Source organism: Thalassospira sp. A40-3 (assembly GCF_015871485.1).
Classification (GTDB): domain Bacteria; phylum Pseudomonadota; class Alphaproteobacteria; order Rhodospirillales; family Thalassospiraceae; genus Thalassospira; species Thalassospira tepidiphila.
Map to the genome: position 1 here is coordinate 145,685 of NZ_CP065428.1, position 17,156 is coordinate 162,840.

At 54.0% G+C, this 17,156-nt stretch carries 15 protein-coding genes and 1 tRNA gene; 10 read left to right on the forward strand and 6 right to left on the reverse strand.

Annotation, left to right across the window (positions count from 1 at the left end):
- Window positions 1-3 precede the first annotated feature (3 nt).
- From ubiE to IT893_RS00650, 3 genes are read left to right on the forward strand one after another with little or no spacing between them, the layout of a single operon-like run.
- The gene (gene ubiE / locus IT893_RS00640) at window positions 4-777 is read left to right on the forward strand and encodes a bifunctional demethylmenaquinone methyltransferase/2-methoxy-6-polyprenyl-1,4-benzoquinol methylase UbiE (protein ID WP_063085689.1); all 774 of its coding nucleotides are present in this window, start codon (window positions 4-6) and stop codon (window positions 775-777) included.
- 13 nt (window positions 778-790) lie between these two features.
- Window positions 791-2,353, forward strand: a complete 1,563-nt coding sequence (gene ubiB, locus IT893_RS00645) for a 2-polyprenylphenol 6-hydroxylase (protein WP_197146508.1) — start codon at window positions 791-793, stop codon at window positions 2,351-2,353.
- 38 nt (window positions 2,354-2,391) lie between these two features.
- Window positions 2,392-2,835, forward strand: coding sequence for a GNAT family N-acetyltransferase (locus tag IT893_RS00650; protein ID WP_252724028.1), 444 nt, complete (start codon window positions 2,392-2,394; stop codon window positions 2,833-2,835).
- Window positions 2,836-2,907: 72 nt separating this feature from the next.
- Here the strand turns inward: IT893_RS00650 and IT893_RS00655 are convergent, their stop codons facing one another.
- Window positions 2,908-4,566 (reverse strand): methyl-accepting chemotaxis protein, encoded by a 1,659-nt coding sequence (locus IT893_RS00655; RefSeq protein WP_064780427.1) that lies wholly within the window; start codon window positions 4,564-4,566, stop codon window positions 2,908-2,910.
- A gap of 459 nt (window positions 4,567-5,025) precedes the next feature.
- On the opposite strand from IT893_RS00655, the gene IT893_RS00660 reads away from it, so the two are divergent.
- Window positions 5,026-6,579 (forward strand): tetratricopeptide repeat protein, encoded by a 1,554-nt coding sequence (locus tag IT893_RS00660; protein WP_197146509.1) that lies wholly within the window; start codon window positions 5,026-5,028, stop codon window positions 6,577-6,579.
- 196 nt (window positions 6,580-6,775) lie between these two features.
- Here IT893_RS00660 and IT893_RS00665 read toward each other — a convergent pair whose 3' ends face one another.
- Window positions 6,776-7,675: a tectonin domain-containing protein gene (locus tag IT893_RS00665; protein WP_063085675.1), complete on the reverse strand. Its 900-nt coding sequence runs from the start codon at window positions 7,673-7,675 to the stop codon at window positions 6,776-6,778.
- A gap of 385 nt (window positions 7,676-8,060) precedes the next feature.
- Between IT893_RS00665 and gpt the strand changes: the two genes are divergently transcribed.
- The 3 genes from gpt to IT893_RS00680 all read left to right on the forward strand — a co-directional run bounded on the left by gpt (window position 8,061) and on the right by IT893_RS00680 (window position 10,191).
- Window positions 8,061-8,540 carry a xanthine phosphoribosyltransferase gene (gene gpt / locus IT893_RS00670; RefSeq protein ID WP_008889111.1) on the forward strand — a complete coding sequence of 160 codons (480 nt, stop codon included), beginning with the start codon at window positions 8,061-8,063 and terminating at the stop codon, window positions 8,538-8,540.
- A 325-nt stretch (window positions 8,541-8,865) separates the two neighbouring features.
- Window positions 8,866-10,023: a sorbosone dehydrogenase family protein gene (locus IT893_RS00675; protein ID WP_197146510.1), complete on the forward strand. Its 1,158-nt coding sequence runs from the start codon at window positions 8,866-8,868 to the stop codon at window positions 10,021-10,023.
- A gap of 94 nt (window positions 10,024-10,117) precedes the next feature.
- Window positions 10,118-10,191 (forward strand) — tRNA-Gly (locus tag IT893_RS00680).
- Between the two features lie 21 nt (window positions 10,192-10,212).
- Here IT893_RS00680 and IT893_RS00685 read toward each other — a convergent pair.
- The 3 genes from IT893_RS00685 to IT893_RS00695 form a co-directional block, all read right to left on the reverse strand.
- Window positions 10,213-10,812 (reverse strand): sigma factor, encoded by a 600-nt coding sequence (locus IT893_RS00685; protein WP_197146511.1) that lies wholly within the window; start codon window positions 10,810-10,812, stop codon window positions 10,213-10,215.
- Between the two features lie 6 nt (window positions 10,813-10,818).
- Window positions 10,819-11,277, reverse strand: a complete 459-nt coding sequence (locus IT893_RS00690) for an ArsI/CadI family heavy metal resistance metalloenzyme (protein ID WP_197146512.1) — start codon at window positions 11,275-11,277, stop codon at window positions 10,819-10,821.
- A gap of 84 nt (window positions 11,278-11,361) precedes the next feature.
- Complete coding sequence (locus tag IT893_RS00695) at window positions 11,362-12,078, reverse strand: thermonuclease family protein (protein ID WP_197146513.1); 717 nt, start codon at window positions 12,076-12,078, stop codon at window positions 11,362-11,364.
- 218 nt (window positions 12,079-12,296) lie between these two features.
- Between IT893_RS00695 and IT893_RS00700 the strand changes: the two genes are divergently transcribed.
- The 3 genes from IT893_RS00700 (at window position 12,297) to IT893_RS00710 (ending at window position 15,416) form a co-directional block, all read left to right on the forward strand.
- Window positions 12,297-13,754: a TrkH family potassium uptake protein gene (locus IT893_RS00700; protein WP_245227770.1), complete on the forward strand. Its 1,458-nt coding sequence runs from the start codon at window positions 12,297-12,299 to the stop codon at window positions 13,752-13,754.
- Between the two features lie 137 nt (window positions 13,755-13,891).
- Complete coding sequence (locus IT893_RS00705; protein WP_197146514.1) at window positions 13,892-14,080, forward strand: DUF3012 domain-containing protein; 189 nt, start codon at window positions 13,892-13,894, stop codon at window positions 14,078-14,080.
- Between the two features lie 328 nt (window positions 14,081-14,408).
- Entirely contained in the window at window positions 14,409-15,416 is a 1,008-nt protein-coding gene (locus IT893_RS00710) for an aspartate-semialdehyde dehydrogenase (RefSeq protein ID WP_008889118.1), read from the forward strand.
- A 90-nt stretch (window positions 15,417-15,506) separates the two neighbouring features.
- Here IT893_RS00710 and IT893_RS00715 read toward each other — a convergent pair whose 3' ends face one another.
- Window positions 15,507-16,994, reverse strand: a complete 1,488-nt coding sequence (locus IT893_RS00715) for a sensor domain-containing diguanylate cyclase (RefSeq protein WP_197146515.1) — start codon at window positions 16,992-16,994, stop codon at window positions 15,507-15,509.
- Window positions 16,995-17,156: the final 162 nt, after the last annotated feature.

Sequence of the window (17,156 nt, forward strand, 5' to 3'; positions counted from 1 at the left end):
GCCATGAGCAAGAACACAGACCCTGCCGCGGGCGAAACCGGCGAAAACACAACCCACTTTGGTTTTCGTGATGTTCCCGAAAGCCAGAAGGCATCCATGGTGCGCGAGGTCTTCGACACTGTTGCGTCGAAATATGACCTGATGAACGATCTGATGAGCGGTGGCGTGCATCGCTTGTGGAAAGACAGTTTCATCAACGAGCTCAAGCCGCGTCCGGGCATGAAGTTGCTCGATGTTGCCGGGGGCACCGGGGATATTGCGTTTCGCTTCCTGAAAAATGGCGGTGGCTCTGTCACGGTCTGTGACATCAACTATGAGATGCTCCATGTCGGGCGCGACCGCGCGGTCGATCACGGGATCCTGAAAAACATCAACTGGACGGTGGGCGATGCGCAGAAATTGCCGCTGCCCGACCAGTCGGTTGATGCCTATACCATCGCCTTTGGCATTCGCAATGTGACCCGCATTGAAGAAGCACTTTCAGAGGCTTATCGCGTCCTGCGTCCGGGTGGAAAGTTCCAGTGTCTTGAATTTTCCAAGGTCGTCGTGCCGGGGTTCGATAAGCTGTATGACACCTATTCATTCAAGCTTTTACCCGAAATCGGCCGGTTTATTGCGGGCAATCGCGAAGCTTATCAGTATCTGGCGGAAAGCATTCGCAAGTTCCCCGATCAGGAAACATTTGCATCGATGATCCGGGCGGCCGGCTTTGAGCGGGTCAAATACCGCAACCTGTCTGGCGGGATTGCAGCTATTCATTCCGGTTGGCGGATATAAGGGCGTTTGACGCATGATCCGTTTTATTCGTAACAGCTTTCGCCTGCTTGCCATGGCGCGCACTTTGGCGCGCTATGATGCGTTATTCCCACTGGCCCTTGTGCCGGGCGGCAAGCTTGTGGCTTTTCTGGCCCGCCTGACCGCACCGTTTTCGCGCCGGTCTGATTTGCCACCGGGCAAACGACTGGCCCGTGCGCTTGAGGAATTGGGCCCGGCGTTTATCAAGCTTGGCCAGACCTTGGCGACCCGATCCGATTTGATCGGCGATGATGTGGCGGCCGACCTTTCGTCGCTTCAGGATCGCCTGCCGCCGTTTTCGGCCAAGGTTGCCAAACGCATCATCACCGAACAGCTGGCTGAACCGTTTGACGTGCTGTTTGCCGAATTTGATGAAACGCCTGTTGCCGCAGCATCGATCGCGCAGGTGCATTTCGCCACCACGACCGACGGGCGCGAAGTGGCGGTCAAGGTCCTGCGCCCGGATATCCGGTATCGCTTTGCGCGCGACATGGACCTGTTTTACTGGATTGCGGAACTTGTCGAACTGACCCAGCCGCGCCTGCGTCGTCTGAAACCGATTGAAACGGTCAAGGCGCTGGAAGACAGTGTCCATCTTGAGATGGATCTGCGGTTCGAGGCGGCGGCAGCATCGGAGTTCCGCCAAAATTTCGAAGACGATCCGACCTATTACATCCCGCAGATCGATTGGGAACGCACGGCTGAACACGTGATGACCATGGAACGGGTCAAGGGTGTGCGCATTGATAATGTCGAAGCCCTTGATCGCATGGGCATTGACCGGTCGGACTTGCTGGCCAAGGCGGCCGGGGCATTTTTCCAACAGGTTTTCCGCGACGGTTTTTTCCATGCTGATATGCATCCGGGCAACCTGTTTGTTGATGAAAATGGCCGGGTAAGTTTGGTTGATTTCGGCATCATGGGCCGGGTGGACAAGCAAACGCGCCTGTATCTGGCCGAGATGCTGCTGGGCTTTTTGACGCGTGATTATCACCGCGTGGCCGAGGTGCATTTCGAAGCGGGGTATGTGCCGCGCAACCAGTCACTTGAAAACTTCCAGCAGGCGTGTCGTTCGATTGGCGAGCCGATCCTGGGCAAGGAACTGGCCGATATTTCCGTCGGGCGGTTGTTGGGGCAGTTGTTCCAGATTACCGAACAGTTCGGCATGGAAACGCAGCCGCAGCTTCTGATGCTGCAAAAAACCATGATCGTTGCAGAGGGGCTTTCACGTATTCTCAGCCCGAATGAGAATATGTGGGAACTGTCGCGTCCGCTGATCGAAGACTGGATGCGTGAAAACCTTGGTCCGGAAGCCAAGATCAAGGAAGCCACCCTTCAGGCTGGCACGATGTTGCGCCGATTACCGCGCGTGATCGAAGCCGCGGAACAGGCATCCGCCGTCTTTACCGATCAGGGTTTACGCCTGCATCCCGACACGGTTGCCGCCATGCGTGGAAAGCCAAATAACGGGCAAAGCAAATCTAGCGGATTTTCGCGCCAATCCCTTGTGATGTGGGTGGCGATTGCGGCACTGGCTGTGGCGGTTTACCTGAAATAACCCAATCACCTTATGAGACGATACCTTGTGGGACGACCATGATGGCAGATGGCGACAAAACCATTGAAATCAGCCTGGATCGGTCACGGATTGATCTTGAATATTGCTATGATTTTATCGCTGCGTCCTATTGGGCCGCCGGGCGGACGCGCGGTGAGTTTGATAGATCTGTCGAGATGTCATTTCCTGTCGGCGCCTATTGCGATGGCCGTCAGGTGGGTTTTGCGCGTGTGGTCAGTGATCAGATCGCCATTGCCTATGTTGCCGATGTGTTTGTCGATCCGGATTATCGCCGCATGGGAATTGCCGCCAAAATGATCGATGCGTTGCATAATCATCCGGAGCTAAGGCGTGTGAAACGCTGGCTTCTGGCGACAGCGGATATGCAGCCGCTTTATCGTTTACATGGTTATACCGATCTCGACGACATGATGATGATGCGCCTTGATGAGGATGCAAGAAACCGCGATCCATTACGCTAGGACCACATCTAAAAACAAAAACGCCGCCACGGAAAACCGGGCGGCGTTTTTTGGTTTTAAGCCAGATGAAGCTTAGCTTGCGCGTACTTCATTGAGGAAGTTGCCAACCTCACCGCGCAGCGTGCCCGACTGGCTGTTAAGCTTATCAGACGCGCCCAATACCTGATGGGCGGCTTCGCCGGTCTGGCGGGCGGCTTCCTGCATTTCGCGGATGTGGTTGGACACTTCCTGCGTGCTTTGAACCGCCTGCTGAACCGAGGTCGAGATTTCCGTGGTTGCCTGACCCTGTTCTTCGACCGCAGCCGCCACTTCGGATGCGATATCGTTCAGATTGGCAATGATGCCGGTGATCCCGTCAATCGCGCCAACCGCCTGCTGGGTCGAGCCCTGAATACCGGAAATCTGTTCCGAGATATCCTCGGTCGCACGCGCGGTCTGGTTGGCGAGGTTTTTGACCTCGTTGGCGACCACGGCAAAGCCCTTGCCAGCATCACCGGCACGGGCGGCCTCGATCGTTGCGTTGAGTGCCAGCAAGTTGGTCTGTTCGGCAATCGCCTGAATGATCTGGACGACTTCGCCGACTTTCTGGGCCGAGACATCAAGCCCCTGAACCATTTCATTGACCCGGTTTGCCTCGGTCGAGGCATTGGCGGTGATGTTCGAAGTTTCATTCACACGTGCGCTGATGTCGCGGATCGAAACAGCAAGCTGTTCGGCGGCACTTGCGACGGTCTCGACACTGTGGTTGGCCTGCTCAACAGCGGCAACCACGGCCTGTGATCCGGCTTCGTTTTGTTGCACGGCGGCCACCATGGTCTGGGCGACTTCCTGCATTTCGCCAGATGCACCAGACACGCCATCGACCACACCCATGACGGTTTGTTCAAACCGGCCGGCAAGGGCCGCCATGGCTTCGCGGCGTTTGGCCTCGGCGCGTTCGCGTTCCTGTTCGCGTTCGCGATCAAGCTGGGCGACGCGCTTGGCGTTTTCCTTGAAGATTTCGACCGATGACGCCATTTCGCCGATTTCGTCATTGCGCTTAAGGCCCGGGATATCGACATCCAGTTCGCCATCAACAAGCGACCGCATCGCGCCATTGATCTTGACCATCGGGGTCAGGATCTGATGGCGCAGGACAAACCATGTGACGCCGAGCAAAACCACCAGAATGGCCGCAGCCAGGGCGACCTGAATGATAACGGCTTGCTGGACTTCGGCGTTGACGCGATCAAGTGACCAGGCGGTGACCAGCATGCCCCGATACTGATCTTCGTCGCGGCGCTTGGAGTATTTGGTGATCGGGGCACCGACGATTACGGCATCTTCGGAAATGAAGCTGATGACTTCCTTGTTTTCAAGCTGCCCGAGATATGGCTCGATCAGGGCTGCCAGATCATGCTTTTTCAGTGTTTCCGATTGATAGGTGCCTATGGCATCGCCATCAGGATTTGCCGCGATCAGGCTTGCCAGCTGCGAGCCTTCCTTGTCAGTGATCTTGCGGAATTCCTTTTCGACGGATGCGCCGTCCATGGCAATGAAGCCCGGCTGAACCGCGGTTGACAGCATTTCGGTTTTTTCGACCGATTCATTATACATGATTTCGATCATGGCATTGCGTTGCGAGACGGTCTGGATGGTCATCATCGCGGCAAAGCCGACGATGAGAAGTCCCACAATCACAAAAATTACTTTACGTCCGACGGAGGCACCGGATCTCTTAGGTTCGGCCATTTACGGTCTCCCAATCCTTCAAAGGCAGAATTAACCCAATCCCTAGATCTGATGTCGGTGATCGGCCTGAAGCTCCGATCATGTTACCGACAGTCAGGTTGTGACGAATTGTTGCCCTGTGTGATGTTCACAGTGACCAATTCGTGCATTTATTTTTCCGTAATGAGGCACAAAGGCGTGACGACTACATTCTGGTTTGTTGTTATGCCGCTGAGGCTACCCCATCTGGTAAAATTACTGAAACAAGAAACGATGGGCGTGGTGAATATTCCATTTCCATAAAACCAAATGAATAAATCCACTTATTGGTAAGGCTTTTTTGGTAAATTATGCTTTGTGCAGGAAAGGCCACATGCCGCCGAATCGGGCGGTCAGCGCCGTGGTCAGTCTGTGGGAAATGCCTTTAATGGGGGCGATGGCTTTTGCCAGATAAGGGCAAAGGCACCGGGGGGAACAGGAATGGCGAAAGCGGCGACAACGCGCAAAAAACGACCGGCAAAGAAGGCATCAAAGCCATCTGCGGACAATATGGCAGCCAAACAGGATGATCCGGTGATCCCGGCTAAGGACGCCACCCCGAAAACCCAAGACGTTGCCAGCAGCGATCAAAGCATGCCATCGGCCAAAAATGGTGATGCCGCGGTTCAGCGCCGACAGGTGATCAGTGACCTGTTTCAGCGCGGTCTTGCCGCCCATCAGGCTGGTCAGATTGACGATGCCATCCGCCTATACAGCACGGCCCTGCGCCAGAACCCCAATCAACCGGATGTATGGAACAACCTTGGTGTGGCGCTTCGTCGCAGCAAGAAGTTCGAGGCAGCCCTGATTGCCTATCGACGGGCGGCAGACTTGCGCCCCGGGAATGCCGGCTTGTGGTCGAATATGGGCAATTGCCTGCGCGAAATGATGCGCTTTGACGAGGCGCTTGTTGCGCACAAGAAGGCGCTTGAACTCGATGACACGGTGAAGTCGCATACGTTCAATACCGGCCTTGTGTATCGCGATATGAACCGCTTTGAAGAGGCGCTTGACTATTTCGAGCGTGCGCTTGCGATTGACCCCGATTATGTCGATGCCAACTGGGACAAGTCACTGGCGCATCTTGCGCTTGGCAACTATGCCGAAGGTTGGGCGGGGTACGAGACGCGCCGCAAACTTGCCGATAATCCGATCCGGCCGCTTGAAACAGCGCCCGAGTGGGATGGCAAAGCTGATCTTCGCGGTAAACGCATTTTACTGCGTGCCGAGCAGGGCTTTGGCGACATGATCCAGTTTGCGCGTTTCGTGCCGCTGGTGGCGCAAAAGGCCGCACATGTGATCCTTGAATGCCGCAAGGAACTGATCCCGATCATGAAGACCGTTTCGGGTGTGGGTACCGTTGTGGAAAAGGGCCGGCCGCTTCCGGAATTTGATGTGCATGTGCCGCTTTTAAGCCTGCCGCATGTGATGGGCATCGGATCCAAAGAGCTTCAGAAAATCTCGACCGATAGCTACATCTCCGCGCCGCAGGGCAAACGTGCGCGTCTGGCACCGCCGCCGGGCACGGTGCTTAAGGTCGGGCTGATCTGGGCGGGCAAGCTTAACCCGCGCGATCGTTCCTGCCCGCTTGAGACGTTGCTGCCGATCTTGTCGGCCAAGGGGGCAGCATTTTACAGCTTCCAGATTGATGATCGCCGCGGTGATATCGACAAGCTTGGTCTGCATGCCTTTGTTACCGATCTCGGCGATCATATTCATGATTTTGGTGACAGTGCCGCATTGATGCAGGCGATGGATCTGGTGATCACGATTGACAGTTCGCCAGCCCATCTGGCAGGCGCGCTTGGCGTGCCGGTCTGGATGTTGCAGCTTTATACGACCGACTGGCGCTGGATGGTGCATCGGGCCGATAGCCCGTGGTATCCGACCTTGCGGATCTATCGTCAGGACAAACCCGGCGACTGGTCATCGGCGATCCAGAAACTCGGCAGTGATTTTTCAACCCTGCTGCAAGCGCGGATGAACGCAAAGTAAAAAAACTTACCGGCGAATACTTGCCATCGTCCCCAACTCGGCGTCGTTAAACGGCTTAATTTTGTGGAATACGACCTTCGATAACCCCGAAATACGACCTATTTTTGGCGTATAAGGGATAAGATTATACAAAAAAAATGAAGCAGGGCATGTCCATACCCCACTTCATCTTAATATCAACAAGTCGCATCAGAAATTAACGCACTTTGAAAATATCCAAGTTCTTGCTTAACTTAAGCAGTTCTCCACTGCTGCCACCTATGGCAACCGTATCCTTCGACTGTGACAGATACCACCATCTATTTGTTGTAACCTCATATTGAAGAACATCGCCCTTTTCATCAACAAACTCGACGTTGCCCGGCTCCGACGCGTTTAAGTCAATCGCTTTTGGCGCATTGATTGCCCGCCACTTTCCAGCATGAAATCGGTTCAGCTGCCCGCTTTTATCGATTATCCAAGGGTTATCCGAATCATCGAGTTCAACCTTTACAGCATTAACATTCACGCGCGCCCAGCCGCCGACTCCATTGTTAAAAGCCAGCTGATCTTGCGACGCTACAAATTCAAGGGTTCCTTGTGGCACATAGCGAAAAATCTCGTCATTTGGTGTCGTGATCCATACGGTATCACGACCCGCACTAATATCTTTCGCGATCGGTGCCGGTACATTTCTCCAGGTTGGGCCACTTTCATAAAAAACCTGACCCTGTGTATTCACAATCCAGGCTTGTTTGGGTCTCGCCGTTATGCGCACAGCTTCACCATTCATTTTTTGCCATGCCGCAGAGTTTGCCGCCCACTTGTAAAGGGCATAGCCATTCATGCCTTTTTGGGACCCTACCGCATATCTGTTCCCCAGTTTATCTACGGCAATATCATGCGCTTTACCTGGAAGAAGATTGGCGTTCTGAGCATTTGCATTACCGCCAGCGCCTTGATTTTCCAGAGATTCAATACTCTGCCCGCCGCCGGTATCGCCAATAATTTCTATGTTTTGCTCAACACCATGAGCATCAACATAAGGATAAATCAGTGCACTTGCCGCGACAAATAGACCGCCGATCCTGGCTTTTGACATAATTTTTAACTTCATCGTCTTTCCAACACTTTTTTAAGTTTTTGTCTCCTTGTTCCCTACATCCAAACTCAAACGTTTAAAACGATGTACAAACCGCACTTTGTCGTTTTTGTCTTGATTCGGATATCCGTGACCAAATTCGGATAAATCTCGTTTTATGCTGCGCAAAACCGATCCAGAAAATTAGCGTTGATTTTTCCAGCACTCCTGTAAGCAAGGCTGAATGCCGAGTAAGAAACGAACACGCCAGCGAATACTTGCCTTCGGGCCCAACAGGGCGTAGTTAAGCGGCTTAATTTTGTGGAATGCGGGTCTGGATGGTGATGCCTTTGGGTTACGCCTTTAGGTAATCTCCGGGGCACATTCATTTGGCGAACCGATCTGGCGCAGGAGAATTCTTGTGAGCGAAGCTGCTTATAACAAAGGTTTCCCGGTTTCCTGGGAACAGATGCATCGCGATGCCCGTGCACTTGCATGGCGACTGTTGGAAAAAGGCCCGTTCAAGGGAATCGTGGCAATCACCCGTGGCGGTCTTGTGCCGGCGGCGATCATTGCACGCGAACTTGATATTCGCCTGATTGATACGGTGTGCGTACGCAGCTACTCTGACAAGACGCGTGGCGATCTGGAATGGCTGAAAGACATCAAGGGTGACGGCACCGATATGCTGATCATTGATGATCTGGTCGATACCGGCAAAACCGCCAAGGCTGTGCGCGAAAAACTGCCGCATGCGCATTTCGCAACCGTTTATGCCAAGCCGCTTGGCCGTGAAATCGTTGACAGCTTTGTGACCGAAGTCTCCCAGGACACCTGGATTTACTTCCCCTGGGACATGGAACTGTCGGTCAACGCCCCGATCTCTGAACGCGTTCGTTAGGGACAAGACCGCCTAATTTAATTGAATTGGTCAATCAGATTTGTTCGAATACGCGAAGCGGGGCCGAAGGAAGATTTTTATCTTTCAAGGCTTCGCGACAAAGTAGCTCGTACAAATCCGATTGATCCGCAGGACAGATATTCTATTGGCGAACTCCTGCGTCAAAACCCTTGGAAGGGATGAGACCCATCCTGCGGGCTTTTCCTAGTATCTCGCCAATAGAATATCCGCCAATACAATCAAATTAGGCGGTCTTGTCCCTGATCGACCTGGGGAAACTGTCCGTATCCTTTTAAGGCCGATTGCCAGACAAGGAGATTTCAGGATGACCCAATATTTACGCCCGGACTTCCGTCGCCAGTTGCACACCGCACGCCGATGGGCCGGGCGTTTGTGTTTGGGGGCTGTCTCTTCCGCGGCTGTGACCGCGCTAAGTATCTCCGCACAGGCCCAGCAGGTTTCCGAACGTGTGGCACGCGTTCAATCGATGCTAACGGCTGAAAGCGGATATCGCCTTTCGGTGTTTGCCGAGGTCAGCAACGCCCGGACGATTGCGGTTGCCCCGGAGCTTAACGGCGCTTTTGTCGGGACGCGCGGGCCGAACCTTTATTTCGTGCGTGACCAGGATGGCGATGGCGTTGCCGAGGACGTCAATCTGATTGCGGATGACTTCAAGCTGGCCAACGGGATTGCCTATAAACCCGGGACCCTGTTTGTTGCCGATCAGCACCGCATTGTGTCCTATGATCTTGCCAATTTTGATGGCGAAAGCCTTGGTCGCCCGCGGATACTGTTTACCAATCTGCCTGATGAACGCCATCATGGCTGGCGCTATGCCGCCTTGTCACCGGATGGCGATCGCTTGTTTGTTGCGGTCGGGGCACCGTGCAATATCTGCAAGGTCAGCGGCCTTGAAGGCACGATCATCTCCATCCCGGTCACTGGCGGCGCACCAGACATCTATGCCAGCGGCATTCGCAATTCTGTCGGTTTGACCTTCCATCCGGAAACGGACGAGCTTTGGTTTACCGATAATGGCGGCGATATGCTGGGCGATAATATCCCGCGTGAGGAACTTAATCGTGCCAGCCAGTCTGGCCAGTTCTATGGCTACCCGTGGTATGCGGGGAACGACACCAGAAGCCCGCAATTTTCCGATGAAACGGTGCCAGAAGAAGTCACTTTCCCGGAATTTACCTTTAATGCCCATAATGCGCCGCTTGGCTTCACCTTTGACGGTGGGGATGCGCTGGTTGCATTGCACGGATCCTGGAACCGAACGATACCTGATGGGTACGAGGTGGTCCGGGTGGAATTCATCAATGGCAAGCCGGTGACAGAAAACCCGTTCCTTGTTGGTTTCCTGCGCAGCAATGGCGAAGTGATCGGGCGTCCGGTCGATGTGAAACACTATATCGACGGGTCGATCCTGATTTCCGATGACCATGCCAGTGCGATCTGGCGCATGGTGCCGGAAGGCTAAAGTTTTCCGGTATTTGGTCGGGCAATTAATTGGATGGATCTGGATGGGACCGGCTTGCGTTGATCGGAAAAGCGGGCTATAAATCGCGCGCTTCGCGGGTGTAGTTCAATGGTAGAACGGCAGCTTCCCAAGCTGCATACGAGGGTTCGATTCCCTTCACCCGCTCCAAGCCTTTTCCCACAGACATCATCACATCCGGTCCGGCGGACAGGCGCCCGTATTTTGGCATGCGCCATTGCATGCCGTGGCATCGCCACCGGCATCTTCATTATGGCCCTTGTCGCCACCCGGACAGCAGGCAACCAACCGATCACGCAGACGGTTTCGGGCGCGTTGGACGCGTGACTTCACTGTAGGGAGGGCGATGGCATTGCGGATGGCGAAGTCGGTTTGTCGTGTGCCGTTGATATCGATTTCTTCAAGAATGGCTTGGTCGGTTTCGCTCAATCGACCAATGAAGCCCATCACGCAGTCATGCAAACCGGGTTTGTCGTGCGGCTCGTCATGGTTCAACAGGGTCGGGTCGGTATTAAGGGTCTGAAGTGCGGTATGTTCGCGCCCCTGTCGTCGATAGAAGTCTGCCACTTTGCTGCGTGCGACGGCATAAATCCAAGCAGATGGATTGGATGCCAACCGAAGATCCGATTTTTTGCGGATAATCGTTTCAAGGATGTCGGCAACAATATCGTCGACTGCGTCCTGGGGAAGACGGTGATAGACGAAACTGCGCAGGCCTTTTTGCAAGGCCTGCCAGTCTGAAGTTGTGTGATGTGTCGATGCAAACTTCATGGTTCTTTACGCGCAGCACACCTGATCTGATTGCAATTCCTTGCCCGGTTGTTGGCCACAACAGCCAGCCCCCGACGTTTGTTGATCGCCAGACTGGTCATGTGGCGCATCGTCAAGAATACGATACCACTCCCAGTCAAGTTCGTCTGGTCCTGTTGTCCAGAACTTGGTTTGCTTTGCGTGACAACATCCGGTTTCAGCAACGCCGCTGGTGACAAGATGACTTTGATGCAGCCGGGCTGAGGCGGTTTCAAACGCCTGCTCGCTGAGACATTCGACACCGATATGGTTCAGGTTTTCGGTTGCTGCCGGGTGTTCGAACAAAACCAGCTTAAGCGGCGGGTTTTCAATTTCGAAATTGGCATATCCCGGCCGTTGTTTGTGCACCGGGCTTGCGAACATTTCGCTGTAAAACGCGATGGCACGGTCAAGGTTTTTCACATTCAAGGCAAGTTGCAGGCGCATCGTATTCTCCTGTTTGATCGAAGCGATAAACAGGAAGACGCGCGAAGACGCCAAAAGATGCACCTGCCACCAAAAAGGGGCCGGTTACGGTGATGGCGGTAGATAGTTCAGGTTCATGTCACGTGCCTCTTCGTCGCTGCAGATTTTGGTATCTGAAGCAAAATCGGCAAAGCGCGGATCAAGGGTGCTGAGGTAATTGCCCTTGCCGTCAGCGATGAACAGGCAGCGTCCGGTTTCACCGTCAAGCCGTTTACCCGCCCGCCAGTCAGACGGAGCAATCATATCGCCACCATGGATGCCGATGCCGGCATTGTCGGCATCGCGCGACAGCCGGTCATAGCGATGGGAGTAGCCTGCAATCGGCAGCGCTTCACCGTCGCTGATCATTGCCGCCGCCACGTCACGTTCGCCGATCCCGCATTCGACGATGGGGAAATCATCGGCCTTGCCCGCGCGTTCCTGATCACCGGGCCAGCAATGGACATCAAACGGCGCCATGGCGAAATATTTCCGTAATTGCATGGCCGAAGACATGCCGCAGTCCCAGAAACTGCCATTATGCAGGCATTGCTGACCGAGTTCCGGGGCATCCATGCCGGCGATATCAAGCACCTGACCTGCAATAATGATGGTATCGCCGTCAATCACCTGAACATCGCGGCCCCTGGCTTCCAGTCCGGCCGGATCAGCAAGTTGGGGCGCGTTGTCAGCCGCATGGACCGGTGCGCTGTGCCAGTGAAGGCCAATGGCAATTAAGGCCGGAATGGCAAGAAGGACGATCAGGCGGATAACGCGTTTCACACTGGCCTCAAAGATCTGCGGGGTGAGTATTTGGCAAGAATGACACAACGGTCATGGCAAAAGAACAAGCAAAAAGAACGGCAAAATGATGACGCCCTTGTCCGGTAGATGGCGGGCAGCGGGAATTGCCATCAATGGTGTCATGCACAATAACCGGATGCATCAATTGTCAATTGGCGCTACAAGCGGGTTTGTCTTTTGCTGTCAGGGAAGCTTGCTTGTTCCGTCTGCAACCCATCTTTTTCGTTGTCGGGGTTATGGTCATTATCATCGGTATATCGATGATGGTGCCTGCTGCTGTTGATCTTGCATATGGCAACCCGGACTGGAAAATTTTCGCCCAAGCCTCGATCACGACCATCGGGCTTGGCGGTATGGCGTGTCTTGCCTGCCGATCTGATATCGGCCCGCGTGTGACAGCACGTCAGGGCTATGTCCTGACCGTGGTGTCATGGATTGCGATTAGCCTGACCGGGTCCTTGCCGCTTTGGTATTCATCGCTTGAAATCAGTTTCTGTGATGCGGTGTTTGAAACCGTATCGGGCCTGACGACGACCGGATCAACCATCCTGTCGGGGCTGGATGAACTTCCGCCGGGATTGCTGATCTGGCGATCGATCATGCAGTGGCTTGGCGGGATCGGGATCATTGTGACCGCCCTTGCCCTTTTGCCGATGATGCGGGTTGGCGGCATGCAGCTTTTCCAGATGGAAAGCTCGGATCGGTCGGAAAAACTCAGTGGTCGCATGCGCGACATGTGCCTGCAGATCGTGATGATCTATTCGGTTCTGACCCTGGTGTGCATTGTGCTGTATCGCATCTTTGGCATGGGATGGTTTGATGCGATCAATTACGGCATGACGACGCTGTCGACTGGTGGCTATGCCACGTCGGATCTTTCATTTGCCAAGTTTGACACCAGCCTGTCGCTGCACTGGATTGCCATCCTGTTCATGTTCTTTGGCGGTTTGCCGTTTACCGCCTATGCGGTTTTTCTGCGCAAACGGGCGATCAAGGCCGTGATCGGCAATCAGCAAATCAAATTGTTCTGCCTGATCATTGCAGGTTTTACATTTTTGCTGACGCTGCGGCTGTTGCAGATTTCAGATGACGGCTTCTTCCGGTCGCTGACCATGGCGGCGTTCAACCTTGTATCGGTGATTACGACCACGGGCTATGCATCGGGGGATTACCTGTTGTGGGGCCCGGCCGCGGTCATGCTGTTTTTCTTTGCGACCTTTATCGGCGGTTGTTCGGGATCAACATCGGGCGGGTTCAAGATGTTTCGCCTGTATGTCGTGTTTACCGGGCTTCGCGCCCATTTCATGCGCCTGCGCAGCCCGTCTGCCGTGGTGGTCAGCCGCATTGACCGCCACGAAATCACATCCGACATCTATAACGCCGTAACGGTCTATGTCTTCCTTTTGACCATCAGCTATATCGCGGTGACGATTGCCCTCGGTTTGACGGGGCTTGATCTGATTACCTCGATGAGTGCGGCGGCAACAGCACTTGCCAATGTCGGGCCGGGGCTTGGCAATATCATTGGACCGGCGGGTAATTTCCAGTCCTTGCCGGATTCCGCAAAGTGGATTTTGGATGTTGCCATGGTGCTGGGCCGGCTTGAGTTCGAGACGCTTCTTGTGCTGTTGATGCCGTCCTTCTGGCGCGACTGATCCCTGATTTTCATTTTGTCGATTGTTGCTGTCGGTCTGTGATGGTTGCCACAGACCGAAGGTTTACTTTGCGTCATTTTCGCGCCGTGTATAAGTTTGTAGCGTCAATAACAAACACACAAACAGTGGACACGGACATGAAACTGCAGAAAACGATCACGACCAAAATCGCCGGGGGCCTTGCGGTCCTTTTCCTGGCTGGTGCTGTTTCCGCATGCTCGCCCGAGGTGGGCAGCGAGGAATGGTGCAATGACCTTAAGGAAAAGCCGAAAGGCGACTGGACGGCAAACGAGGCGACCGATTTCGCCAAACATTGCCTTATGTGATCAGTGCATTCGCCTGATCGGACATTAAAACGATCAGCCGATTCTCTTTCATAGTCTGGATATGTCGTCTTTATGGCGGCTAAATCCGCCCTTTGACGTCTGCTTGGCGGTGGTACTGTTGAAGGGCGGATTTTTTATGTCAGCCCGTTTAAAATCGCCATGGAACAATCTGTTGTCCGGTGCGTTTTTACCCAATCAGAACCGCGCATGAATGCAATGCAGCAAGGTACATTTGCGTTACCTTGATTAATCCTTATAATGCGCGGCCCGCGAATGATCGCGGCAGTCGAATATGACAACAAATTTATTGCGAGGTTAGACAACTATTATGAGTGCCGAAAATCTCCATGTCGGTGTCATTGGCGCAACCGGTGCGGTTGGCGTCGAGCTGATCAATGTAATGTTTGATCGCAAGTTCCCTGTGGGTGAACTCACCCTGTTCGCGTCAGAGCGTTCAGCAGGCAAGACCGTGGAGACTAAATTCGGCACTAAGACCGTCGCGCTGTTTTCTGTTGAAGAAGCCAAGCAGTGCGACATTGTCTTCCTTGCTGTTTCCGGTGATTTCGCCAAGGAATATGCACCCAAGATTGCCGAAGGCGCGCTGGTGATTGATAACTCCTCGGCGTTCCGTCTGAATGACGATGTTCCGCTGATCGTGCCGGAAATCAATGGTCACCTTGCCAAAACGGCAAAACTGATCGCGAACCCGAACTGCACCACGGCGATTGCCGCAGTTGCCCTTTGGCCGCTGCATCAGGCCTTTGGCCTGAAGAAAGTGATCGTATCGACCTATCAGGCCGCATCGGGTGCCGGTCAGCCGGGCATGAACGAACTGCGCGAAGGTCTGGCAGCTGGTCTTGCTGGCAAGCCGGTCCCGGCAGAGGTGTTTTCATCGCCGCTTGCGTTTAACGTGATCCCGCATATCGATACTTTCCAGGACAACGGTTACACCCGTGAAGAAATGAAAGTAACCTGGGAAACGCGTAAAATCTTTGGCGCGCCGGACCTTCCGGTATCGTGCACCGCGGTTCGTATTCCGACCGAACGTACCCATTCCGAGGCCATCGTGGTTGAAACCGAAAAGGTTGTTACCCCGGAGGCGGCCCGTGAAGTGCTGGCAAAGGCCAAGGGTGTCAAACTTGTCGATGATCCGGCAAACAACAAATACCCGATGCCGCTGACCGCGACCGAACAGTATGACGTCGAAGTTGGCCGCATTCGTACCAACCTGATCTTTGGTGATCATGGTCTGGAGCTGTTTGTTGCCGGTGACCAGTTGCTTAAGGGTGCTGCGCTTAACGCAGTCCAGATCGCCGAGGCATCTATCGCCGACTGATCGCGCACGGAAGCGAATTAAATAAACAAAAAACACCCCCGGCAGACCATTCTGCCGGGGGTGTTTTGTATCTGGTCGCGGCCCAATGGATCAGGACAGGGAGATATGATCGCGGCCGGATGCCTTGGCGGTATAAAGCGCGTTATCAACACGGGCCATCAAGGTATCAAGATCCTCGCCATCGCGGTATTCAGTTATACCGGCACTGATGGTGACCGGAATATGATCCCGCCCGAAACGGACCGGTGCATTGCGGACAGAGTCGGCAAGTTCGCGGGCCTTTGTCATGGCTTCCTTGCGATCTTTTCCGGGGAACAGAACAACAAATTCATCCCCGCCCCAGCGACAGATCACGTCGGAGTCCTGCACATTCTGGCGGACCATGGTCAGAACTTCGCGAAGCGCTGCATCCCCGCCCGGATGGCCATAGCCATCGTTGATTGCCTTGAAGCCATCAACATCAAAACACATCACCGACAGGGGCGCCTTTTGCCGTTTTGCGTTCTGAACCGCCTGATCAAAGATCATGTCAAAGATCTGACGGTTAAACGTGCCGGTCAGTTTGTCACGCGATGCCAGTTCTTCGAGGCGCTTCTGATAATTGCGCACGGTCAGGAAGGCGATCAGCCCGACCACAATCGTGATCAGCAACGAAATCGCGATATTGATGAACAGGGTGTTCTGAAGACGTGCGTCAGATGAGTAGTCACTTTGTTCAACTATCAGAAGCCAGCCAAATTCAGGCACCAGGCGGCTGTTGACGAAATAGGTGTGTCCACCATGTTCGTAACTGATCGACGCGCCGGGCGAGGTCAGGATTTTGGTGGCCTGGGTGCGCATGCCGGGCCGTTCCTGCAGGCTGTGGGCATCGCCAAAGCCGCTACCACGCAGGGTAACGTGGCCTTCGGTGTCGATGAAATAGATCGTTCGGCCATAGCGCGCCTGATAGGTTTCGATCAGATTGGTAACCGAACTGACGGCCAGACCAACACCGGTAATACCGATGACATTGCCGTCATAATCGCGGACCTGATAATTGACAAAGATCGACAGGCGCGACCGATCAACCGTGTCGTGGTCGATATTGATCTCGTAAGGTTGCTTCCCGTCGCGCGCACGGAAATACCAGCCATCGGCCGGATCATCTTCGCTGACCTGTTTGATCACGCCGGTCGGGTGATAATAGTTCCGGGTCTCTTCCGAGATGAAATAGGCTGTGATCGTGTCATAACGCGATTGAATTTCGGCGAGGTACTTGGTGATCCGTTCCGGATCAGTTTCGCCGGAAAGGGCCCAGTCGCGAAAGAACGTATCATGGGCCATCAACGAAGAAATAAAGATCGGCTGCAGCAGATCGCGCTGGATCTCGGAATAGATATTGTCGCTGGTCAGCGGAAGCGTGCTTTCGGAAATCTGTTCTTCAAGAGAATCCCGGGCGACATAGAAGCTTACAAAACTCGTGGTCAGAAACCCGACCGCCAGCAGAACGCACAGAATGATCGCGAAGTATAATTTCTTTCCCCACACGGGAAGCTCCCCAAGGATAGTCACAAGGCAGGCACCGATGATTGAGCTCATCGTTTTTGATCCGGCTAATTTAGGGGAAAGCGCGCCATGTTGCACGACACAATATCAAATACAGGCAGGTTTGCCTTGTTTGTGTGATGATGAAAAAGCCAAAAGAAACCGGCGATTATATTGGAATGATTCTGATCAACAGGTGAACTATCAGAAATCAAT